At 46.6% G+C, this 23,730-nt stretch carries 22 protein-coding genes; 7 read left to right on the plus strand and 15 right to left on the minus strand.

Translation table 11 applies throughout. The annotated features are described in order from the left end of the window. Positions 1-7: 7 nt before the first annotated feature. From ACOCLE_RS11840 to argR, 8 genes are all read right to left on the minus strand, one after another. Positions 8-670, minus strand: coding sequence for a PqiC family protein (locus ACOCLE_RS11840; protein WP_419536836.1), 663 nt, complete (start codon positions 668-670; stop codon positions 8-10). After that, entirely contained in the window at positions 667-1,620 is a 954-nt protein-coding gene (locus tag ACOCLE_RS11845) for an MlaD family protein (RefSeq protein ID WP_419536837.1), read from the minus strand. The genes ACOCLE_RS11840 and ACOCLE_RS11845 overlap by 4 nt, the downstream gene beginning before the upstream one ends. 69 nt (positions 1,621-1,689) lie before the next feature. Next, positions 1,690-2,460 (minus strand): ABC transporter ATP-binding protein, encoded by a 771-nt coding sequence (locus tag ACOCLE_RS11850; RefSeq protein WP_419536838.1) that lies wholly within the window; start codon positions 2,458-2,460, stop codon positions 1,690-1,692. Between the two features lie 2 nt (positions 2,461-2,462). Continuing rightward, entirely contained in the window at positions 2,463-3,581 is a 1,119-nt protein-coding gene (locus ACOCLE_RS11855; protein ID WP_419536839.1) for an ABC transporter permease, read from the minus strand. Positions 3,582-3,662: 81 nt separating this feature from the next. Next, positions 3,663-4,508: a phytanoyl-CoA dioxygenase family protein gene (locus ACOCLE_RS11860; RefSeq protein WP_419536840.1), complete on the minus strand. Its 846-nt coding sequence runs from the start codon at positions 4,506-4,508 to the stop codon at positions 3,663-3,665. Between the two features lie 241 nt (positions 4,509-4,749). Next, positions 4,750-6,300 (minus strand): hypothetical protein, encoded by a 1,551-nt coding sequence (locus ACOCLE_RS11865; RefSeq protein ID WP_419536841.1) that lies wholly within the window; start codon positions 6,298-6,300, stop codon positions 4,750-4,752. 150 nt (positions 6,301-6,450) lie between these two features. Further along, positions 6,451-6,885 carry a hypothetical protein gene (locus ACOCLE_RS11870; RefSeq protein WP_419536842.1) on the minus strand — a complete coding sequence of 145 codons (435 nt, stop codon included), beginning with the start codon at positions 6,883-6,885 and terminating at the stop codon, positions 6,451-6,453. Between the two features lie 175 nt (positions 6,886-7,060). Further along, on the minus strand, positions 7,061-7,519 hold the full coding sequence (argR, locus tag ACOCLE_RS11875) for a transcriptional regulator ArgR (protein WP_419536843.1): 459 nt from the start codon (positions 7,517-7,519) through the stop codon (positions 7,061-7,063). Between the two features lie 224 nt (positions 7,520-7,743). Here argR and ACOCLE_RS11880 point away from each other — a divergent pair, with 224 nt between their 5' ends. The 5 genes from ACOCLE_RS11880 to ACOCLE_RS11900 all read left to right on the plus strand — a co-directional run bounded on the left by ACOCLE_RS11880 (position 7,744) and on the right by ACOCLE_RS11900 (position 11,977). After that, complete coding sequence (locus ACOCLE_RS11880) at positions 7,744-8,487, plus strand: ATP-binding cassette domain-containing protein (protein ID WP_419536844.1); 744 nt, start codon at positions 7,744-7,746, stop codon at positions 8,485-8,487. A 58-nt stretch (positions 8,488-8,545) separates the two neighbouring features. Next, positions 8,546-9,301: a transporter substrate-binding domain-containing protein gene (locus tag ACOCLE_RS11885; protein WP_419536845.1), complete on the plus strand. Its 756-nt coding sequence runs from the start codon at positions 8,546-8,548 to the stop codon at positions 9,299-9,301. A gap of 261 nt (positions 9,302-9,562) precedes the next feature. Continuing rightward, positions 9,563-10,282 carry an arginine ABC transporter permease ArtQ gene (gene artQ / locus ACOCLE_RS11890; protein ID WP_419536846.1) on the plus strand — a complete coding sequence of 240 codons (720 nt, stop codon included), beginning with the start codon at positions 9,563-9,565 and terminating at the stop codon, positions 10,280-10,282. After that, complete coding sequence (gene artM, locus ACOCLE_RS11895) at positions 10,279-10,950, plus strand: arginine ABC transporter permease ArtM (RefSeq protein WP_419536847.1); 672 nt, start codon at positions 10,279-10,281, stop codon at positions 10,948-10,950. The genes artQ and artM overlap by 4 nt, the downstream gene beginning before the upstream one ends. 133 nt (positions 10,951-11,083) lie before the next feature. After that, on the plus strand, positions 11,084-11,977 hold the full coding sequence (locus ACOCLE_RS11900) for a D-hexose-6-phosphate mutarotase (RefSeq protein WP_419536848.1): 894 nt from the start codon (positions 11,084-11,086) through the stop codon (positions 11,975-11,977). A 44-nt stretch (positions 11,978-12,021) separates the two neighbouring features. Here the strand turns inward: ACOCLE_RS11900 and ACOCLE_RS11905 are convergent, their stop codons facing one another. After that, a complete protein-coding gene (locus tag ACOCLE_RS11905) occupies positions 12,022-12,627 on the minus strand; it encodes a TetR/AcrR family transcriptional regulator (protein ID WP_419536849.1) in 606 nt (201 codons plus the stop codon). 139 nt (positions 12,628-12,766) lie between these two features. Between ACOCLE_RS11905 and ACOCLE_RS11910 the strand changes: the two genes are divergently transcribed. Continuing rightward, entirely contained in the window at positions 12,767-14,785 is a 2,019-nt protein-coding gene (locus tag ACOCLE_RS11910) for an FAD-dependent oxidoreductase (protein ID WP_419536850.1), read from the plus strand. A gap of 60 nt (positions 14,786-14,845) precedes the next feature. Here the strand turns inward: ACOCLE_RS11910 and ACOCLE_RS11915 are convergent, their stop codons facing one another. The 4 genes from ACOCLE_RS11915 to tnpC form a co-directional block, all read right to left on the minus strand. Beyond that, positions 14,846-15,829, minus strand: a complete 984-nt coding sequence (locus tag ACOCLE_RS11915) for a hypothetical protein (RefSeq protein WP_419536851.1) — start codon at positions 15,827-15,829, stop codon at positions 14,846-14,848. A 32-nt stretch (positions 15,830-15,861) separates the two neighbouring features. Beyond that, positions 15,862-17,142 (minus strand): ISKra4 family transposase, encoded by a 1,281-nt coding sequence (locus ACOCLE_RS11920; RefSeq protein WP_419532972.1) that lies wholly within the window; start codon positions 17,140-17,142, stop codon positions 15,862-15,864. A gap of 68 nt (positions 17,143-17,210) precedes the next feature. Next, on the minus strand, positions 17,211-17,702 hold the full coding sequence (locus tag ACOCLE_RS11925; RefSeq protein ID WP_419536852.1) for a hypothetical protein: 492 nt from the start codon (positions 17,700-17,702) through the stop codon (positions 17,211-17,213). Then, entirely contained in the window at positions 17,692-19,197 is a 1,506-nt protein-coding gene (tnpC, locus tag ACOCLE_RS11930; protein WP_419532963.1) for an IS66 family transposase, read from the minus strand. Before tnpC ends, ACOCLE_RS11925 begins: the two co-directional genes overlap by 11 nt. A 572-nt stretch (positions 19,198-19,769) precedes the next feature. Between tnpC and ACOCLE_RS11935 the strand changes: the two genes are divergently transcribed. After that, positions 19,770-20,402, plus strand: coding sequence for an autotransporter outer membrane beta-barrel domain-containing protein (locus tag ACOCLE_RS11935; protein ID WP_419536853.1), 633 nt, complete (start codon positions 19,770-19,772; stop codon positions 20,400-20,402). 57 nt (positions 20,403-20,459) lie between these two features. Here the strand turns inward: ACOCLE_RS11935 and ACOCLE_RS11940 are convergent, their stop codons facing one another. Both ACOCLE_RS11940 and ACOCLE_RS11945 read right to left on the minus strand, forming a co-directional pair. Beyond that, a complete protein-coding gene (locus tag ACOCLE_RS11940; RefSeq protein ID WP_419536854.1) occupies positions 20,460-22,412 on the minus strand; it encodes a DNA topoisomerase III in 1,953 nt (650 codons plus the stop codon). A 191-nt stretch (positions 22,413-22,603) separates the two neighbouring features. Continuing rightward, positions 22,604-23,485, minus strand: coding sequence for a hypothetical protein (locus tag ACOCLE_RS11945; RefSeq protein ID WP_419536855.1), 882 nt, complete (start codon positions 23,483-23,485; stop codon positions 22,604-22,606). Positions 23,486-23,730: the final 245 nt, after the last annotated feature.

A 23,730-nucleotide genomic window follows, 5' to 3' on the forward strand; every position in this document is an offset into this window, starting at 1 on the left:
GCCTCCCTCAGGAGGCCGTTTTTTGGTCTTTTGGTTTAGCAACAGGTAATGTCTGGACCATATCTTTTGCAACCAGCCCCCAAACCCGGCTCAGAGTCTGGACATAAGCTTGTGTAGAATCACCGTTCTCCAATAATAAGGCATAAACCTTTTCACGCTGAGCTATCACCTTTTTATCCAGCCCTTCCAGAGACCAGGATACACTCACCCTTAGTTGATGATTCACTACTGAAATGGAGTCAACATTAATAAAAGCCACAACTTCTGGCCGCTTATCAAGGGTCCATGGACACGAGCTTATCCAACTTTGAGTGCCAGTCTGACGGCGCAGGTTTTGTACCATGGCCTGCGTCAACAGCTCCGGCAATGGTTCACCCCAGTGATCATTAACAGACGTCTGTAAACGTACCCCACCATCACTCCAGGTAATATTTTTCTTATCCAGCCAACCTGAAACATTCACTGGAAAAACACCCAATGTTTCGGGCATACCTCTTATAGCCATTGTATCTGGTGATGCCGGTGAAGCTACCAGCGTATAATCGCGATACGTTGGATTCTTGGTCGAGCACCCCACAGTGAGTCCAAGTATCAAGGCACCGGTCACCGCTTTCAAAGCAGCAAGTCGGTTAAGCTTAAAGAAGTGCAATAAGCGAGGATAATGGCTCATCGGGAGTCTCCTGCTTTTCTGCCAAAGATAATGGAATCGGGTTGACGTTGAAGCATATCCGCCAGATCATCTACCGCCCTGGATGCGCGACTGATGTCCTTCGAACTCTGCATGATCTGATACATCAATGGGGAGTCAGGAGCCAGCGTATTTTCTGCAGCTGACATCGTTTCCTGAAGCTGCATCATTGTCTCGTTCAACTGCTGTGTTGCTTCGGGTAATTCAGATTTTAACAACGCCGTCACTTCGCCGGCATCACTGGACATGGATGCAAACTCTCTGCGAATACCAGCCATACTGGAACTCATCTCATTAGACATGGCTTCCATACTGACAAATGCCTTATCAACATCGTCAATCAGCTTGTTCAGGCGATCATCACCAGTCAGCCTGGCCAGATTATCCAGAACTTCTGTTAAACGACTGGCCATTTCCGCCATGTTAATGCTCTCAAATTTCTCTATAAACTCCTCCAGATTATTGGGTACAGTGGGAATCTGAGGATATTCAGTCGTCACCGGTTGCATATCCGGATCATTGTCAAAAAAATCCACTTCGATATAGAGTAATCCGGTCAATACACTTTGCAGGCCAATCTGGGCACTGAGCCCCTGCTTCATCAATTGCCCAAGTACATTGTGGTCACTGCTTTTGCCCTGCTCACTGATCGCATCCGGATACATATCGACCGTAACCACATTCAGGACCTTCTGATGATTGTGGTACAACTTGGTTTTGATACTGACGACCTCACCGATCTTCACACCACGAAGCGTCACCGGAGCTCCGACATTCAGACCTTTAATAGAACTGTCAAACAGGATTTGATAACGCTGGACATCCTTACGCGAAAAACCTTCCGCATTAAGAAACAGCACCAGCAAAATGGTCATGGTAATAATCAGAATGACAAAAAGGCCAACCGATACCGACAGGGATTTTCTATTCATACACTTCTCTCAAAAAAGCGAGCCTCGCTGGCCTTCATCCTTTTAAACCGTTCCATACATTCCATCATCTCAACACTCGCCTCTGGAAAGGAACTCCCTGACCAAATCGTGCTCACTGTGATTAAGCATATACTGGGGAGAACCGGTATCCAGCTGGGTTTTGGTATTGGCATCAAGGTAAACACTGTTACTGCCAATGGCAAAAATACTGGCCAGTTCATGGGTAACAATAACTACGGTAGCCCCGGTTGAATCTCTTAGCTGAAGAATCAGATCATCCAACCGCCGGGCACTGAGTGGGTCCAGACCTGCTGAAGGCTCATCAAAAAACAAGATATCTGGATCAAGAGCAATGGCTCTGGCAAGACCAGCCCGCTTACACATACCACCACTGATCTGGGAAGGGTAAAAATCTTCAAATCCGGCCAAACCAACCAGCGCCAGTTTATAGCGCACCATATCCCGAATATCTTTATTCGTCAGTGTCGTATACTGTTCCAGTGGCAAGGCAACATTTTCAGCCAGTGTTTTATCACTGAATAATGCTCCTCCCTGATAGGTCACACCCCAGCGCTTGCGCATTTCCATCTGCTGCTCTGCTGATGCCATAAAATAGCTTTGACCACCAAACAGGATTTCTCCCTCTGCTGGTTCATAAAGCCCAATCATATGCTTCAGTAGCGTACTTTTACCACAGCCACTACCACCCATAATGACAAATACATCACCTTTACCGATTTGAAAGTGCAGGTTGGACTGAATCAGGTTACTGCCATATTTCATAGTGAGCCCGCGGGCTTCTATCACCACCTGCTGATGCTCCTGTCTTTGCTGACTCATGCTCAGATTCCAAGGTGATAAAAGAGAATATTCAAGCCCGCATCAGCTACCACCAGATAAATAATGGCAGTCACCACCGCATTGGTAGTGGCCTGACCCACAGCAGCGGATGAACGACCACAGGCCAGGCCTGCTCGACACCCTGCCATGGCAATCAATAGCGCAAATACAAAACTCTTGAACACACCGGTCATGATATCTCCAAAGGAGATTGCATCCCTGAGCTGATAAAGGTACATCAACCAGGTAACGTCCATACTGGTGGCCACCAGCCCACCACCAAACATTCCCAGGATATTACTGTACAGACAAAGAAGAGGAATCGTCAGAATCAGCGCCAGGGTTCTGGGTAACACCAGATAATCCATGGGTTTTATGCCCAGCGTCGTCAATGCGTCAATCTCTTCATTCACCTGCATGGTACCCAGCTGAGCGGCATAGGCTGCCCCGGTACGGCCAGACATAATGACCGCCGTCATCAACGCCCCCATCTCCCGAACCATGCCAACACCCACCAGGTTGGAAACATACACCTCTGCACCAAACTGACGAAGCTGAACCATTCCGAGATACGCAAGAATCATCCCAATCAAGACACTTTGAAGAGTAATAATGGGCAAGGCAGAAGGGCCAGACTGGTGGCAAAAGTTAATAATATCCGACCATCGAGCTGACCCTTTTCGAGAACACCAGCGAATAAGAGTCAGTGCAAGATCACCCGCAAAAGCCACTAAAGCCATTGCCTCGTCACCCAGCCGGGCAACTCTGTCTGTCAGGCGATGAAACAAAGAAGGGTGTCTTTCCGGCAGCGCCTTATTGGGGGGTACGGCATTGGCCAGCCTGAACAAATCCCTCACATCCTCAGGTAAACCGCTCAGGTCAAACTGGCAACGGGAGGGTTCAAACATACGCTGACAGGCCATCAACCAGGCAAGTAGCCTCGAATCCCACGAGAAATCATTACCCGCAATAAAGACAACTGTCTTTAATTGGCCATAATCCAGTAAAGCAGAAAGCCGATCCAGAGCTGGCAGAGTACCACCGACCGTCCAGCTTCCCTGCAGGGATATCACAACATTCGGGTCAGACACTTTATCAAAGGTCAGTGTCGCCTGGTTCATGCTCGTTGATGCCTTGGAAAAAGCGCCAATGATAGCAGGAATAAATTCATTTTATGAAACAGGAAATGCTTTGATGGTAACTCAGTCGATAAGAGTCACTTCTTCTCCACTGCCATCTCCCGGGTAGGGTTCATTATTGGCTCCTGGAAAAGCATAGCCATTAATAAAGAGCCTTCTTGGCTTATCCGAGGTATTCGGTCCACTAAAATGAACCAGACAGGGGTGGACATAAAGCATATCACCCGCATTCATCACTACTGGGATTACTTCTCCATGTTTTTCCTGCCGGTATTCTTCACTAAGCGTCGTATTACCTTTCATTGGAGAACAGTCATGGTGAGAACGTGGAACCACATAAAGCCCGCCATTGTATTCTCCCATGGGATCAATAGCGGCCATGGTTTGAACAAAGCTGCCATTGCCCTTGATATCCTGCCAGTTTTTATCAAAGCTTCGTCGGTTATCAATATCACGGTGAACATCATACTCAACACCATCATCTGGTTGCTTTGGGTGAATCTGATTGATCAGATGGCTGGCTCTGGGACTATCCAAAATAAAAGACACATTTTTTTTCAACTTGGGATGCCTGCCATAAGCCAGTAATTCAGGAAATCTGGCTCCGGCCCAGACCATGCGTTTAATAACCGGTAGGCCATTTGACCCAACAGGCCCAAGCACAAAGAGGGTTCCTTTGGAAAACAGCTTTTCTTCAGTGTGACTACCTTCCCATGGGAGTTCTGACACACTGTCCAGAGCTATCTGAATATGCTGTTCCAGATCTCTCAGCTCTGCCCCCCGAAAAAAGCCTTGCTGAACCAGATAGCCATTTTCACGATAGAAGACCAGCTGATGCGCAGATAGTTCAGCAGAGAGACCATTGTGACATAATGACAACGCAGCAATGAGAGAAATAGTCCGAAGCATAGCGGCACCTCTGAGAAATCATTCAGAGTATAGAGAAGTTAATGCCTGGAGAAGATACAAACAAAAAGCTGGTAAACCCTTGCCAGCTTTTTCAGCCTGAATATCTATAATGGCTAAACCATAAGCATTGACCAACTAATCTTCGCCTTTGGTATTTCTGGTAATTTGCCGCGGAGAAAGCTTTTCCACTGCGACGTGAGCAGTGAGACACTGAATCACTCTATTTTCTGGTAATCTCGGATCAGCGACTCTCGTATTTGTCCCCAGTTTTTTTGTAACGTATGATGTCTTCCGTTGAGAGTTTATTCAGAATCAGTCTGGGAAATTTATTACAAATCTGAACATTGCCCTCCATGTTTGGATACAGACGTTTCCGGGCTAAATAACCGACGCAAACATCATCAACGCTCTTTGCTGAAGTTATAGAACTTTCTGAAGCTGATATCAGAGACAAGCCTGTTTCACTGTTAGACGTTTGAACATTTTCCTTCTCGCAAACGCCTTCCTTAAAACCATTCCTTCTTGTAGCAATAACCTTATCAGATGCACTTTTCAGAACATCTCTCAATCTGGAGACCATTTTATTGAAACTCTCATTCTGAGTTCTATTAGCCTCTCCTGCTATTCCATCACAGCCTGAATCCACAAGGCCTTGGCCTTCACCAGAATCACTTACCACCTCAGTGAGCTTAGGCTCGCCTGCTGCAGACTGCTGTTTGCCAACGTATTGATCCAAAGATAGCGTACTTTGTCGAACATCAAGTGGTGATGTAGATACAACTACATCGTGATGATTGCATTCTTTGGATGAACTGTCATTTGCCAGAACCAGAGGAGTGGTCTGCTGTTTTTGTAATCCATTTAAGTTTTCAGCCGGAATAAGGTGGTGAATTCTTAGAGGCTTACGTTTGCCTGAGCCCCCTTCCCTGGAACGTCTGACCTCAAACACTTCAAGCCCAGCATCCGCGAAAAGCTTGACTCGCTTTCCAGAACAAGAATGACTCCCAGTGTCCAATTGTTGATCAACGCAGCTTGGAGTTGAAGACTTCTCCAGTTCTTCGTATACCGTGTTTTGCTTTTGAGAGGCTCCCCCTTCCAGCTGGCCACATTTTGCACCTTGGTTGAGATCAAAAAACGCTGAACCACCCCATTCCTCATTGATATTTTTTTGCTGTAAATCATTACATTCAATTGTGGGAGGACTCTGAGTAACTCTCTGCACAGGGGTTATGTCAAAGCCAGCCTCGCCACTTACACTGCCCGGTGATACCAAATGATTTCCCTCTTCTGGTTTGAGCAAGAGAACATCGAACGCCTCAGGTTCATTCCCATTGCCTGAAACCGTCCAGAATGAATCATCACTTTCAGATAGCCTTCTACCCTTCGTAGACTCCCCACTGACTGTCATGGATAAATCCAGTGGCTGGATATTTGGATCAGGTGAAGATACAACAGGGAATACTTCCAAATAGTCATCGGGTGAACCATTGCCATGGCCCATAAGGGGGACATTACCTGTCAAAGCAGCTTCATGAGAAAATGGTATATTACTGCAAATTGGCTCTGCTAACTTAGACCACGTCACAACTGGTTTAAATTTTACAGGAAGCAGTCTCTCCCTCATATGACTTGTTGTACTGCTTCCTGGCCAAGGCTGTGCTATCTCTCTTACTACCACCTCACAATCTAAGCTTACATGTGACGTTACTTCTTCAGTAGAGAAGCTGGGCAGCATAACATCTGCTGGAGCTAAAGATTGTATTGAAGAATTTAACTGTGGTTCAGACTTCACCTTGATACTATGCTTTAAATGAAGGTTAATTTCTGAATCGATAGTGTCAGGAGGATTGACCCTTACAAGCAGGCTAGCTTCTGTTTCTACTCGTTCAGTTAATACATCTGCGTCCTGCGTATAATTTTCCTTGGATAGGTTAATCTCCCTTTAGCTAAAGGAAACGACTCCTCTGTCAGGATTCAGATGTGTATCAGAAACAGGTATATTGCTGGAAAATATCTTCCCCTCTACCAAAACATGCTCCTGTTTCACATTATCAGCAGGATGGCGTGCGTCAACGTGAAGCTTCAAAGCTCTCTCGTTCAGGAAAACTTCTGTACATGTTTTACACTGGATTGTATTAGAGCTTAATTTTGGGTCGGTTAATTGGTTATGCTTATCAAAACCAGCTTTATTAAAGCCAAAATAAGCTTTGCATCTTTCACAGGTATATACTTTTCTTGAAGTAGTATTTGCGAAATTAACGCTTTCTTCCCGTCCTCTGGTATTTACATTATTCACTGAAGCTTGAAAAAAAGAAGAAGGCCTTTGATGATTTCCGCCAAACGGTTCGCGGCAAGTAATTAAAGAAGTTGAATCCATGCTGTTAGCCATTAATTGAATATGAGTAATGGCTTATATTGATTACAGTTCCAAGAAAATGTTCCTCCTGCCAGCAATACTTACAGCAATGTCAGTAAAGCTAACAACATAAAAATCACATACCAGTGGCAATTAGATAAGGCAGTTACAGGCAAGCTGTAACCGCCCATAAAACTCAGTTAAACATCTCTGAAATGCTCAATGTAATCTCTTCGATCTCCTGAACACTGGCAGGCACTACAAGAATGGTGTCATCCCCCGCCACACACCCCATAATCCCTCCTTTTACTCCAATGGAATCAAGAAGTCTGGCAATCATCTGGGCAGCGCCCGGGCTGGTTTTGATCACAATCATCGATTCGTTGTGATCAACCTCTTCTACCAGATCTTTTACCGCAATACTGGAATCCATCTTACCCAGCTCAGGGGGAAGGCAATAGACCAGCTCATTCAATGAATTGCGCGCCCGGACCGCACCAAAGCGACTGAGCATGCGGGAAACCTTGGACTGACTGATATTATCAAACCCCTGCTCCTGCAGAAGCGTGACAATCTGGCTCTGGGAGCCGCAGCGCTCTTCTTTCAGCAACTGACGGAAAGAGCGAACCAGGGCATCCTGTTTTTGGCTAGTCATAGTCGTCAAATAACCTTTCAGGAAAATGCTGCTTACTGATCGTTAAATAAGCTGAAAGCGTCCAGTGGCGCAGCATTTCTTTAATAAACAGTTCTGAAGTATGTGGCAATTATAGAGTCTAACCACAAAAAAATGAATTTTTATTCACTTTTTTGTTGATTTTATCCAAACCATGCCGGAGAATTCAGCCATAAATATCAACAGGCAAAAAGAAGATTCAGGCAATGGGCATCGCAGTACAGAGCCTAAGCAAATCCTTTGGTGACCACCAGGTACTGAGGGATATCAGCTTCAGCATCAATAAAGGTGAAACAACGGTATTACTGGGCTCCAGTGGTGCGGGCAAAAGTACGCTGTTACGCATGCTGAACCTTCTTGAGAGTCCGGATCAGGGCACTCTCAACATAGCCAACATGGAATTTACTTTCCACAAAGGCCAAAAGCCCTCGTCCTCCAATGCATCGGCAAAAGCCTGTCAGCTGAGACGCAAAGTCGGCATGGTCTTCCAGCAATACCATCTGTGGCCGCACATGACGGTTCTGGCGAACCTGATGGAAGCTCCCATACAACAGGGCATACCCAAAGCAGAAGCCAGAGACAAGGCCATGGGGCTGCTGGAACGAATGGGACTGCCCGATAAAGCCAACGCCTGGCCTTCCTCCCTTTCGGGTGGCCAGCAGCAGCGGGTAGCTATTGCCCGGGCGCTGATGCTCTCTCCGGAAGTATTACTGTTTGATGAGCCTACTGCCGCACTGGACCCCGCCATTACCAATCAGGTTGTGGAGATCATTAACGAACTGCAGGCCTCTGGCATTACCATGGTGGTGGTGACCCACGAAGTCGACTTTGCCAGGAAAATCGCAAGCCGCGTAGTCTATCTGGAAAACGGGGAAATTGTCGAGGAAGGGACTGCCGAACGATTCACCACCCCACAAACCAGTGCCTTTAAAAGTTACCTTCAACATTAATTAAGCACCAACCAACAACAACTGCTTTCAAGAACAAGCTGTCAGTAAGGAAAGCCCGATGAAAAAAATAGTTGCCGCTGTCGCCCTGGCCAGTGCCGCCATCTCCTCTGTTGCCCTGGCTCAGGAAACCATTCGCTTTGGTATGGAAGCGACCTACCCTCCTTTTGAGTTCTTTAATGAAAAAAATGAACTCACAGGTTTTGACGTTGAACTGGCCAACGCCATTTGCGCCGAACTGGATGCCACCTGTGAGTTCAACAACCAGCCTTTCGACAGCTTGATCCCTGGCCTGAAATTCCGCCGGTTTGATGCGGTCATTTCCGGCATGGACATCACCCCAAAGCGGATGGAACAGGTTTCCTTTACCCAGCCTTATTATGAAAACTCAGCCATTTTTGTTGCTGGCATCAACAATGAGTTCAAAGAAGCCAAAGATCTGATCGGTAAAACCGTCGGTGTACAGAATGGCAGTACCCACCAGGCTTACCTGATCGACAAACTGGAAAAACAGGGCGTGAAAACCCGCCCATACGACAGCTACCAGAATGCCCTGCTGGATATGACCAATGGTCGGGTGGATGCCGTTTTTGCCGATACGGCGGTCGCCCGTGAGTGGCTGGTTCAGCAGAGCAAAGGCCAATACCAGACAGTGGGTGAAGAAGTGAAAGACGCCAATTACTTTGGTATTGGTATGGGCATCGCGGCCCGTAAGGGAGACCCTCTGGTTGAGAAGCTGAACACAGCGCTGGCTCAGGTAAAAGAGAGTGGTGTTTACCAGCAGCTTCACGCCAAGTATTTCAACTCCGAGAAATAACCGAACCATCTGATAAGGAAAATGTCTGGCGCTCTGAATATACAGAAGCACTTTCAGACTCGGATCACTAAGGCATAGAACCACAAAGAAAAAATTAAACGGTGATATGCGCAGTTTGATAACAAGCAGAGAGCTTTGTGTCTTCATGCCTTTGTGATTCAACTTCTTTCAACAGACCGTTTTTAAAACAAATCCTGAAAGCGGGCTCCCACAGACAGGGAAGCCTGAACTTGATGATCCGATTGATATAGTGAGGTAACTGTGGGCCTGACCGCTCTCTTCGCCGAAGCGACCGTGATGACCCTGGGGCTGGCCCTGTCATCACTGGCTCTTGGCCTGTTCATGGCCATCGCGTTTTCGCTTGCCGAACTCAGCCGTTTCAAACCTCTTGCGCTCGCCACTAGTACAGTGGTTGCCATATTGCGTGGGCTTCCGGAAATCCTGGTGGTCTTTTTCATCTACTTTGGCTCAACCCATGCCATATTCCTGTTAACGGATGAGTTTATTGAAGTCAGCCCGTTTGTTGCTGGTACTATTGCTCTGTCGTTAATTTATTCGGCCTACGCCTCGCAAACACTTCGCGGCGCTTTTATTGCTGTTCCCAAAGGACAGACCGAAGCGGCAGTGGCTCTGGGGATCAGCCGCTTCCATTGTTTTTTCCGCATCATTCTGCCGCAAACCTGGCGTCACGCCCTGCCCGGGTTGGGAAATCAGTGGCTGGTACTGCTAAAAGATACGGCACTGGTTGCCCTGATTGGCGTCCATGACCTGCTGCTCCAGGCCAAGATGACCGCTGCCAGCACCTATGAGCCATTTACCTGGTATGGTATTGCTGCCTTAATCTACCTGGCGATTACCCTGGTCAGTCAGAGCATACTGGAGCGCATGAAATCCCGTTCTAATCGACATCTGACGTCCAGTCACAACACTACTGAACCGCCTGTTGAAAAAGCAGTAAGCCACAGTGAGGCCACGGCATGAATATGGAATATTTACCGGAGCTACTGAAAGGCCTTGGCACCACACTGGAACTGACCCTGGCCAGCCTGTTTACCGGACTGGTGCTGGCCATACTGTTCACTATTGTGCTTTCTCTGAAAGTAAGAGCACTGACCTGGCTGGTCAGACTTCAGATTCTGCTGTTTACCGGCACCCCGTTGCTGATCCAGATCTTTCTGATTTATTACGGCCCGGCTCAGTTTGATGTCATCAAAAACAGCATTTTCTGGCCCTGGTTAAGCCAACCCTGGTTCTGCGCCATGCTGGCACTGGCACTGAATTCAGCCGCCTACTCCACCCTGCTGTTCAAGGGAGCCATCGATGCAGTGCCAAAAAGTGATTGGGAAGCCTGTATGGCACTGGGCATGACCCACAGACAGGCATTGCTAAAAGTTATCCTGCCCCATGCAGCCCGCCGCGCGCTGCCCGCTTATGGCAATGAGATCATTCTGGTTATGAAAGGTTCATCTCTGGCCAGCACCATTACCCTGATGGATTTGATGGGCTATGCTGCCAGACTGAATGCACAAACCTACGACACATTAACCGTGTTCACCATGGCAGGACTGATCTATCTGGCCATGACCGGCATTCTGACGCTGCTGATTCGGTTCATGGAACACAAGGCCTTAGCATTCAGTCGCTCTTAATTTTCTTTGAACCACACAGATCACAAAGGGTATAAAGAAGAGGTTTTCCTTTTTCTTCGTGTTCTTTGTGATCTCTGTGGTTTAATCCATATCTCCCATTCCTGACAGCTCGACAGCTAATATGGTTTCCCCAATGCTGACCAATGACATGATTTTTGAAGAAACACTGTCCCCTTCCATTGCAAGGCATAGCATGAATGGACTGCCCATTCTGAAAATTCAAAGTCCAAAGTGCGAGGCGGCAATATCCCTTCACGGTGGCCACCTGATTCAGTTCAAACCGAATGGGCATCAGGATGTTATCTGGCTCAGTAACAAGGCCATCTTCTCAGAAGAAAAAGCGATACGTGGTGGTGTGCCGGTCTGCTGGCCCTGGTTTGGGCCTGTTAGCAGCCCATCACACGGGTTTGCTCGAATCAGCTCATGGCAAGTGCTGGATCACGAAGAAAATGAACAGGCAGTTACCCTTCGCCTGAAACTCAGTGCTTCTAAAGAAACACGAACGCTCTGGTCCCATGACTTCAGCGCAATTCTGACCTTTACCATGGGAGAAACACTGCACATTGGTCTTGAAATGATCAACACGGGTGAGAGCCCCTGGCAATGGAGTGGTGCGCTGCACACCTACTTTAACATTGCCGAGGCTACCGAAACCTGGATTACCGGTGCGGGTGCTTCCTACATTGACAGCCTGAAAAATGATCGTCCCTGCGAAACATCAGAAGCCTTAATCATCAATCAGTCCATTGACCGGATCTATACAGCCCCGGATGAAACCATTGCCATCCATGACCAGGGGAACCAGCGCATTATCCATGTTCGGAACCAGGGACATAACTCAGCCGTTATCTGGAATCCGTGGAAAGAACTGAGCAGAAGCATGGGCGATATGAGTGACGATGGATACGAAACCATGGTTTGCGTGGAAGCAACCCGGTATGCGAAAGACCTTGCATCGGGATCGTTGTTAATGCCTGGTGAAAAACAGTCATTGAGTACTGAAATCAGCGTAACTTCTGCAGAATAACCCATCCTGAACACATTCCCATGAGCGTCATGGGAATGTTCTTTTCATGTGGTGGCTGCTGCCAGAATCATTTCCACGGCACTGTCCGACATCGCATCAATGGCGTTTCTATCAAGGTAAATTCCATCGTTTAATAAACGACTCATGCCATGCAGCATGCTCCAGCTCACCTGGGCAAGACGCAGGCAATCGATGTCTTTTGATAACTTCCCCTTGCCCTGCCAGCTGCGGATAAGGTCAACATAATCCTGAAAGCAGGCAAAAGAGGCAGACTTCAAACTCTCCGTTGGCTCACCGTTTTTCCAGACCGGACGACCAAACATCAGGTCATACTCCTCTGGGTGCTCCCAGGATAGATCCAGGTAGGAACGGACAAAAGCCTTTAACCAGCCGTTCATATCCCCTGACTGCTCACGCATCAGTTGAGCAAAATGTGTCTGCCACTTCTCAAAACCCTGCTCGGCAATAGCACAGAGCAATGCATTTTTATCTTTAAAGTGATGATAGGCTGCGGTTCTCGAGACCCCTACCCGCTCCGCCAGACTGCGCATGGAAATACCATCCACCCCCTGCTCCCCAATCATACGGGTTGCCTCTTCAAGCAGCTTCTGGTGAAGGTTGCCATGGTGATAGGGTTTTCTGGCCGTCATAAGTCGTTTAATGCCCTACTGTGATTTGCTGCAAGATGGTGAAGTCCAGTGTCAACGCAAATTATCTTGACAGTGTCAAAATACCATTTTATCTTGACAGCGTCTAGATGAGGCGTCGAATCACAAGAAGGATTATAAAATGACCACTCCCTACCCACATCTTCTGGCACCGCTGGATCTGGGTTTCACCACGCTGAAAAACCGGGTTCTGATGGGCTCCATGCATACCAATCTGGAAGAGCAGCCCAACGGTTTTGAACGACTGGCGGCTTATTTTGCCGAACGCGCTGCTGGAGGTGTGGGACTTATCGTGACAGGTGGTATTGCGCCTAACCAGGAGAGCGGTGGCATGCCAGGTGCTGCCACCATGGAAACCATGGATGATGTAAAGCACCATCAGGTGGTCACAGACGCCGTTCATGAGGCTGGTGGTAAAATCTGTATGCAGATTCTTCATACCGGTCGTTATGCCTATCACCCGAAAAGCATCGCCCCCAGTGCTATTCAGGCTCCTATCAACCCTTTCAAGCCCAAAGAACTGACCTCTGATGAGATCGACGAGCAGATCGAGAATTTTGTGCACTCCGCGGCTCTGGCAAAAGAAGCAGGCTACGATGGTGTGGAGATCATGGGTTCTGAAGGTTATTTCATCAACCAGTTCATCGTGAACCGCACCAACCAGCGACAGGATGACTGGGGTGGTGAATACACCCAACGTATTCGCCTGCCGGTAGAGATGGTCAAACAAACCCGGGATAGAGTGGGCCCAGACTTCATCATTATTTACCGCCTCTCCATGCTGGATCTGGTTGAAGGTGGCAGTAGCTGGGACGAGATCGTTCAACTGGCCAAAGAGATTGAAAAAGCAGGTGCCACCATAATTAATACCGGCATTGGCTGGCATGAAGCCCGGGTTCCCACCATCGCGACAATGGTGCCAAGAGCGGCCTTTACCTGGGTAACTGCAAAAATTCGTAACGAAATTAATATTCCGGTCATTACCTCCAACCGGATCAACATGCCGGAAACCGCAGAAGAAGTTCTGGCCCGGGGTGATGCGGACATGGTGTCCATGGCCCGTCCGATGCTGGCTGATGCGGAGTGGGTGAACAAAGCGGCTGAAGGTCGAGCCGATGAAATCAATACCTGCATTGGCTGCAACCAGGCCTGCCTTGACCATGTATTTTATCTGAAACCCGTCAGCTGTCTGGTAAACCCCAGGGCATGTCATGAAACAGAACTGAACTATCTGCCAACCAGTGAGCCCAAGAAGCTGGCAGTCGTGGGAGCAGGACCTGCCGGCATGGCATTTGCCACCACAGCTGCCTATCGTGGTCACAACGTGACGCTCTTTGATGCTGCAGACAAAATCGGCGGACAGTTTAATATCGCGAAAACCGTACCTGGCAAGGAAGAATTTGAAGAAACTCTGCGTTACTTCAAGCGACAGATCGAGCTGACTGGCGTTGAGCTGAAGCTTAACCACAAAGTGACGGCAGAAGAACTGGAAAGCAGTGACTTTGACGAAGTCATCATCGCCACCGGCATCACCCCGAGAAAACTGGAGCTGCAAGGAGTTGATCACGCCAAGGTCCTGAGCTACCTGGATGTGTTCAAGGGAGCGCCTGTCGGCAACAAGGTAGCCGTCATCGGTGCTGGCGGTATCGGTTTTGATTTGTGCGAACTGATTACCCAGGAAGGCCCATCCAGCAGCCTTGATATTCCTGCCTTTATGAAGGAATGGGGCGTGGATATGACTCTGGAAAACCGCGGTGGCCTGCTGACAGAAAGCGAGCACCCGAAGCCTTCCAAGGAAGTCTTTCTGCTGCAGCGGAAGAAGAGCAAGCCCGGGAAAAACCTCGGCAAAACCACCGGCTGGATTCACCGCTCATCACTGGCTAACCGTGGCGTTCGTATGGTGCCTGCCTGTGAGTATCATAAGGTTGACGATCAGGGGCTGCATCTTTCCATCGCTGGAGAGGAGCAACTTCTTGATGTCGATACCGTTGTGATCTGCGCAGGCCAGGAGCCCATGCGCGAGCTTGCTGATAGCATCAGCGGCAAGACGGTTCACCTGATTGGCGGAGCGGATGTAGCCGCTGAACTCGATGCCAAGCGTGCAATCAACCAGGGTTGCCGTCTCGCTGCAGAGATCTGACCCAAAAGGGTTATTTATCCAATAAAGAATAAGGGAGGAAGTTTTTCCTCCCTTATTCTTTTATTTTTTGCCCATTTCAGAACCTTTTTTCTTTTGCTTCTGACCTGGTTTCGCTGGAGGTTTCTTAGCTGGTTTAGGGGCTGACGTTTTCTTATCTTGATTTACCAAAGGCTTTTTGTTCAGCTTTTCTGAAGATTTCTTGCTTGACTTAGGAGCTGAAGGTTTATTACCTGATTTAGTCGCGGTTGAAGGTTTAGCCGCTGAACTCACTGTGTTTCCGAGCAGGCTTTTCACCTGTTCATACTTTCCTGACTGGCTACTCCAATCTTTACGGTAATCCTCCAGCAGCTGATGTGGCGAAACACCGTATGAATTGACCTGCTTTGGATTTGCACCATGGCTTACCAGCAGCTCAAAAACACGATAAGGCGCGCCCCATTGAATGGCCATATGTAAAGGGAGCTGACCACTACTATAGTGATAAGGGCTATCCGGTACCTTGCTATTCACCGTATCAGAAGACACCTTGAGGACTTCTTTTACAACGTCATCATTCAAACTCTTTATAGCCGCCGCCAGCAAATCATTTCCTTCGGCATCCAATGTTTTCACGACCTTGACAGCTTTAGCCTGGTCCATGGTTTTCAAACGTTTAACAACACTTTTAGTGAATCCATTAAAGGTAAGAAAGGCTTCAAAGCCTCTCCCCTTAACCCAGAACTCATCCATATCGATTTCGCCTAACTCACGACTGTCCATAGCGGCAAGAAGGTGTCCATCGATCTCATCCACCATGCTGATAGCAATCAACTCAGCCGAACCGGCTGAAGGGATTTCACCTGTGATGAGTGGAACACTTTTGATGTAGTCAATCACGTCCTGTCGAGCACTTGGTCCTGGAAAAAACCAGGACCAGAATCCACCATCAGCATTTTGATCAAGACCAATTTCGGGTAGTTTTTTCAGATAGAACAACACCTCCTGCCGCTCTTTCTCAGTACTGGGAAGTGCTTTAAACTCCTTTGCTAGTATGAATCCACTCAACGGCCGGGTGCTCTCTCAATTTGATAACTGACTCATAGGTTAGCTTCAACCTTTCCAGTCATGAACTCAGACCAAAGTTGTTCCCAGCGCCCCTTACTCTGGATCAGTGCTCTTGTTGTCAAAAGCACTTCCGCTCCTGTTGCTTTCCACCTCATTCCAGAACCACATAATCGTTGCTTTACCAGAGTCTTACAAGCCGCTTCAGTAACTCCTGAACCTATTGGCCAATGGCGTTTAAGCGCCTGATGATAATTCATTAACTGGTGATTGTTTGTAAAATAGCTCACAGCTTTGTAGCGCTTCTCTGTCAGTGCGATTGTCTTTTTCGGGAGCTCGGCTGATTCAATTTCCTGAAGGATTTTTTTGGCTGCTCCACGCTTGTTTTTCAAACTATGTAGCCTGTCTTCAAGCCACTGGTGTCGCTTCGCCTTACTGGTTGGAAACAGTGCTTCCGCTGCTCCAGCTAAATATTCAGATGCATGATAAAAATCGAGTATCTGCCCAGAGGTATGTTGTTTCAAATAACTCCAGTTTTCTCTAGCCCCGTCAGCTACCCCGATGTATGTGGCATTTGGGTAGAGTCGTTTTAGATCTGCAATCTCCTCGTCGAGCTTGCTCATAAAGCTTTGTTTACCATACTCTGGCGAACTGGCTGTATATATCGTGTGGAGCCTGTCTCCATCTGCAGAATATAGGCTCAATGTCCCACACATGGCTTCCCTCCAGCCTTCTTCACAAAGCAGCATGCAGGTTCCATCCAGACCAATGGCTATTGTTTCAACAGGCTCTTTTAGTGGAGGAAGGTGGTAGTGAGTGTCTTGCTGGTCTTCAATTAATGCACCTACTCTGTCCGATAAATGCTTGATATAAGAATTTGAAAGCGTCCTTTGATGGTTGGTCTCAAAATCTTCTTTTACCGCAGGCGCTGGCATCTGGCTGTATTTCCAGGCGATAGACTTGGCAAATTTGGGGGTAGCTGAACCAATAATACCGGCACGAAGATCAAGTGCTGCCAGAGTACTGCCACCTCTGACACCCTGATATACGGAGCGCTCCAAAGGTATACGACCGTATAAGGTTTCATAGTGCTTAAGAACCTTTCCTTTGTAGTTCCACTTCTGCTGATTAACGACGATAGGTTCTTTATTGGGTGATTCAAATAGCCCCAATAACTCTTTTGTTCCAAGCTGCCCGGCTTCATTGAGTGCACGCTGTAAACTATCTTCAAGATTCAGCATGTTGCCTGAATCTATAGAAACTTCAATTTGCAAAACGATGCTTTTGGTAGAGCTGGAAATAACAGAAGCGGGCATGACAGTTAACTATTATGAGTGGTGTTCCCATAGTAGCTGTGAAAATAGAGCACTATTGTTTCAATCATTCAGAGAGAGCACCCCAACGGCCAGTTCCATTTCATCAACCCACTCAACATGGTGTCATTACCGGCTCCCATTTTAATATTTGGGTTTGCTCCACTTTTCAATGCCCATTGAGCCATTGCAAGATTATAATTGCCCAGCGCCATCCTTAGCATATTGGCATGATCTTTATCACCGAGATTTATATCAGCACCATGCTCAACCCCCCATTTTGCTAATTTAGGAAATTCATTAAAGGCAGAAAACGACAGTAAATGACGACCACGCTTGTTCTCGCTTTTTCCAGAAATTGGGGCGTTAGTCAACAATTCTTCAGAATATACTCCAGAGTGAAGAACTTCTTCGTAAGCTCGAATCACCACCCGTTCCACAGCTGTCCTTGCATCGCTTGCCCCAGAAGGTTCTTCCTGAAATCTTGGATCTGATTTTACAGGTATTGATACTATGAATAAGCATATTAATAGAGCAAAACAATTATTGTAACTATTCAGCACCCAGCAAAGGCGTATTGTTGTAATTTCGAACCGCTTTAAGAAGCGCCTGAAATATGTTCAACCCCTGCTTTTTAGCAGATGATAAATAGCTTCGGATTCGGGTAAACATGGTACCTCCGTCTTCGCTTCTGAAGCAGCCTGAGATCTTCTGCTTAAGTTTGGCCATCCTGGCATCACGTTCACTGCCATTGTTATCGAAGGGAATTGAAAAGTCCGACATGAAGCGCAACGTTTCAACCTTAAACTCAATAAGCCTTTTGAACAGGTTGTAGGCCTTGGTATTCCTGACCTTCTTACGTCCAAGCACCTGTCGTTGTTTTTCCATATAAGCGGTTTCCTTCGTGAGAGCCCTTTGAAGGATTTGGTCGTATATCGTCTCAATGCGAAGCTGTATTGCACCAGGCATTTGAGTCAGACCGGCTGCTTTGTATTTCTTGCAGAAGTGCCAGGAGAGCGTAAGCAATTTCATCAGCCGCAGAGCCAGCTTATTCGCATCCCTATCGACAACTCCCTGAAGCTCTCTCAGATGATGGGCATTACAAAGCACATGCACTGCCGCATAGGCAAAGTAGGACTTCCAATGATCGTGAACCAGAATGCCTGCAAAAGTCAGCAGGATGCCCATTGCATCCATTGCTTCACAACCTCGCCTTTCTGAGAGGTAGTAAAGCGTCCATTGGTCATCTCGCATAATGTGTAACCACCACAGTGAACCGTCAACCCGCATGCCAGTTTCATCCGCTCCTGCAACCGGACTTTCTTGTAAAGCATCGCGGATACTCTGCTCAGTAGAGGCCAGGTTCTCATGGGTATAGGCAACAAAATTGGCAACAGAGCCTGCGCTGACACTCATGCAATAAATAGTATTGAAATACTCAGACACCCGGTGATATGGGATGAAGTGATACTGGTTTAAATGAACAGCCATTGCCTGAGTCACTTCTCCGTATTGAGCAGCGGCTTTCACTCCTTGGGGAAACTCAGCGGTGTTCCGTTTACCACAAGGACATACTTTAACGTCTGCCCAGTACGCGGTAACTTCAAATTCTCCGGGTCTACCTGGATCAAAAACCTGTCGCTCAATGTATTTGGTGGGTTTAATATCGATAAGCGAAGACTGGCAACAGCAACATTTTTCAACCTTCAGATGCCTGACATAATCGGGTAAGGCGACACGTCTCAAACAAGAGCCTTGATGACCTTTCTGGCCACCTGGTTTATTGCCTGAAGATGGTCTAAGGCTTTTGGGGTTCGGTGTTTCCTGTGAGGAGCAGGGGGCTTCTTTGGAAGATGTATCACCTTTATCACTCCCTTTTTTACTGGGCTTTTGATAACCATCTGACGATGGTGGCTTACTACTGTTTTGACTGTTTTTATTAACCCTTTCTTCCAGTTCGCTGCAACGTTCCCGTAAAAGCGCATTCTCGGTCCGAAGCTCTTCATTCTCTTTAAGGAGAGCTTCGGTAAACGGAGTAGCTGGGAAGTCTGGTTCCATACTGGAGATTTGTTAGAAAAATTGAGTATAAGATGATGGTCGAAAAATCAGAAAATTCCAGATTTATATGAAGGGTGCTGAATAGTTACCAATTATTTTTGATTTGCATATGTTCACCTCCAATATAAAAAAGACAACCCATCCAATTAATTTTTTAAAAAAGCAAACCCGGTAATCAAATAAAATTAATATTCGCAATAATCTGCCAGAACAAAAACACTTTTAAAAAACGATCAAAAACCAATTAACAATCAAACAGATAAAAAAGCAAAGTCAATTATATCATCAAAAAACAACCACTATAGTTTCACCGTACATTCATATTACAAACCAATATAAAAATATTAAAAAAACCCACAAAAAAAGTGTAAATAAAAACCATCTTTAGCCGGATTAATTTTCTATTATCATTACCAACAAAAGAGGAATAACCTGAAGTAATATACATCAACATGAAAAACAGGAGAGAGCAATAAAACAAAATGAACTTTTTGTTTTTTTTACGATCATTGAAATACGAAATAATAATTTTTCACAACCAAATTCGATCTACCAAAAATACAACGTAAATAATGAAAATGAATCAAAAAAATATCTTACGCCTCTGGGTAACACTTCTACTATCAGCTATTGCTTTTTTTGCTAACTCAAGCGAAAGCTATAACTACTCCTCATTCAACACAGGATTTGGTTACAACAGCCATAACAAAGGAGTCCAGAAAATTGATGGCACTACCTGGTTCATAAATGGTGCTTATCATATTCCATCAACACCCTTGATTTTGACAGGAGGCTACTCACATGGGCGTATCGACAAAAATGAAATAGCCAGCAATATTGGCATAAATGATAGCTCTTATTTTGCTGGTGCTAGCCTACTGTTAAGACCTACGGCAAAGCTTCACTTTGTTCCCTCACTTACCTATGGCCGCCTGAGAAGTGGGTTGTCGATTGATACAACCACCATGAAAGGTGAAGTTACAGCTTATTCAGCCTCTATCAATGCCCGATATCACCTTGAAAGAGGCCTCTGGCTAAATACTGGCTATACCCAGCAATACTTTGATCAGGATTCGGCCCAGAACAATGGGTTCTTTTTAGCAGGGGCAGAGTACCAGGTTGATACGAACTGGGGATTTGGTATGAACTACCGAGGAAATTCAGAAGAATATACTACTCAGCTTTTCATCAAGCTCTTTTACTAACCCCTATTATGAACAATACCGTTTTGTAGGAAGGCACCCAGTGATTATAACGGGTGCTTAAGCAGAGCTTCGCTTCTTACGACGACTCCCCTTTCCTCGACTTTTCCTTTTAAACGGCTGGCTGGAAGGTGAAGGTAAACTGGCAACAGAAGGCAATCCATCATTCATGGTTTGTACCAGCAACGCTCTTAACTCCTGATCAAGCTCTCCCATAAACGCCCTATAACTGCCCTTCCGCTCAACGATATCATTTAGAGAAGCCTCCCAGCGCGCTGTCATATCAGGAGTTGTCACTTTTTCCGGCAGAGCGTTGATCAATGCCCGCCCCGTGGCTGATGCATGAATATTACGGCCCTTGCGCTCCAGAAACTGCCGCTTGAACAAAAGCTCAATAATGCTGGCCCGAGTTGCTTCTGTTCCCAGCCCATCGGTTTCACGGAGAATCTTTCGAATCTCTTTATCCTGAACAAATCGGGCTATACCCGTCATGGCAGAAAGGAGTGTTGCATCATTAAATGGTTTGGGAGGCTGGGTCATTTTTTCCTTAAGCTCGGCTTCAGGGCAGTCAAGAACACCCCCTTTGGCCAACTCTGGCAAAAAAGTACTCTCTTCATTACTTTCATCATTAACAGAACGCTGATGACTTTTTCCCAAATTAATCAGAACCTTCCAGCCTTCCTCTACCGTTTGACGGCTTCCAGCTCGAAAAAGACCATTTTCTATTTCAATATCAACAACTCTTTTTCTGAACGTATGATCAGGATAAAACTGGGCAACATACTGCCTCGCAATTAATCCATACAACTTTTGATCCAATTCAGATAATCGTTCAAGGTCCGTTCTCAATGATGTAGGAATAATCGCGTGATGAGCCCCAACTTTTTTATCATTCCAGGCGCTGGTTTTTCTTTCTGGCAGTGCCTGATCTACAGCCTTAGCCAGTGAGAACACATTATGACGGATAGTGGCCAACACTTCAGGGGCCTGAGAGAAATGCTCTTCCGGCAGATAGCGGCAGTCTGAACGTGGGTAAGTAATCAGTTTCTGCTCATAAAGCCGCTGACAACTATCAAGCACCTTCTTTGCATCCATTCGAAGCTGCCGGGCGGCATCAATCTGCAAAGCAGACAAAGAGTAAGGCAAGGGAGGTGCCTCTTTCCCACGCTTATCCTCTATACGCTTCACAGTCCCCTGCTTGCCAGAAATCCGATCAACCACATTCTGGGCAAGGCGTCGGTCCAGAACTCGCCCCTCTTCATCCATCCAGTTCTGACAGGCTTCACTGGGAATCCATCTGGCTTTGAAGACCTCTTCTTTAGCAGTCACCATTGTGGCAAACACTTCAAAGTAAGGCTTGGGCTGAAAGTCCTCGATTTCAGCATCACGTCGAGCAACAAGACCAAGAATCGGTGTCTGAACCCGTCCGATAGAAAGCAGGCCATTAAAGCCAACCTTCCGACCCAGCAACGTGCAGGCGCGGGTCAGGTTAATTCCATATAGCCAGTCTGCCCGGGAACGGGCCAGCGCGGAAACAGCCAGCGGTACAAACTCCTGATTGGATCGCATCCGCCCTAGCGCCTGTGAAACCGCAGAAGGGTTCAGGTCACTGATTAATAAACGACGAACATCTCTTTTACGCTGGGCAGACAGCTTTAGAAAGTCTAATACTTCATCCACCAGCAGCTGACCTTCGCGATCAGGGTCACCCGCATTGATAATAATGTCAGCCCGTTTCAGCAGCTTACTGATCACGGACAGCTGTGAGCGCCCCCCCTTTCTAGGCCGTAACTTCCATTGCAGTGGAACGATAGGAAGGTGTTCAAGCTTCCATGCTTTGTAAGCAGGGTCATAAGCATCAGGCTCCTCCTGCTCCAACAGATGACCAATACACCAGGTCACCACATCTCCGGAAGCAGATTCAATATAGCCCTCCTGCTTTTTCAGGGGCTTTTTTAAAACATCGGCAATGGCACGCCCGAGGCTGGGCTTTTCGGCGATAAATAACCGCATTCAGAAACAATCCGGTTCACAATGATTAAAATACTGTTTTTTTATACAGCATAATTTACCAATTAGCGAGGACTGCCTTCTATTTTTAGTCTCACCAGATGAGTGTTGCTCTCACCCACTTAGATAGATAGCAGGGTTTCCGGCTGGCACTGAAACTCCTGCAGTTCAGGCTCAGAATATGTAATGCCTGTTTACCAGGTAAGGTATAACCTGCCATGACGATAATTCCAGCAACCTGTAGGCTTCTGTGCTTTCAAGTGCCAGGGTATTTTTTGGTTTTGAAATAGCAATAAAGTCTCAGCTGAATCCTTATCACACAGCACTTTCTCAGTGATAGCAACGGGTGCTTTGGTCTCTCGAATACTCAGGGGTAAAACATAGCTATCCTGCTTATTTTGAGACTCCGTTAAATAAAGGTTACTCTTTTGTCCAGAGCACTGGTTATCAAGAGCGCAAAGCCGCTTGCGAGCCTCACTTTCACTTTCGAGCGTATAAAAAATCTCATAAGGCATTTCACTGGGAACAATGAAATTATCAATGGCTTTGCGTGAGTGGAGAGGAGAAATAATTTCCACTGTATCAATAGTCAGACCAGACTCTTTTTCTAGTTGAAAGTCTGTTAAATAGGTAGCTAACCTATGCTGGATTATTGAAAATCTGTCCAGGTATACTTCCTCAGCAGTCATTACCGAGCAAAAATCACTGACTCCCTGCCTCACAGGAAGACGAATCAATGGAACCTGAAAGTTAACTCCATAGTGTGTAACCAGACTGAGGGCAAACTCCTCACTGGTTTGAAAGTGAATGATTATTTTAGGGAAAGCAATAAATTCCCCATCTACAGTGATGCAGGCAATATCAGATACATGTTCCTGATGTGGAGTCATGTTAATAACAAAACCTTCCTCAGAAGGAGAAAGTGAGTAGAGGCCTGTTTCGTATATTTCATTATAAAACTCCCCTCCATGTCTCACCACGCCGACATACCCCTCCGGAACATAGAAATCTGTTGAGGAGTTTGAATCATTATCCTCTGCAATCAACGAAACAAAAGGCACTATCAGGAAAAACATTACAGTGGTCAATAACCCTATTAACCTATGTACCACGGGCTATACTCCAAACTCTGTGTCAATATTCAAAAAATATATAAAGAGGTAAACCTAATTCTTTAGCAATCGATATAAACCTGTTGACCAACTACCCTTACGCCCTTTATACACTGGCGCCGTTATGTTTCTTATTCGCCCTTAGTTACTCTTGAATATAAACAAACTGACCAATTATAGCTTTCGTTAATCTCTCTGGCGGAACGTTT

It is taken from the genome of Endozoicomonas sp. (assembly GCF_965196975.1).
GTDB lineage: Bacteria > Pseudomonadota > Gammaproteobacteria > Pseudomonadales > Endozoicomonadaceae > Endozoicomonas.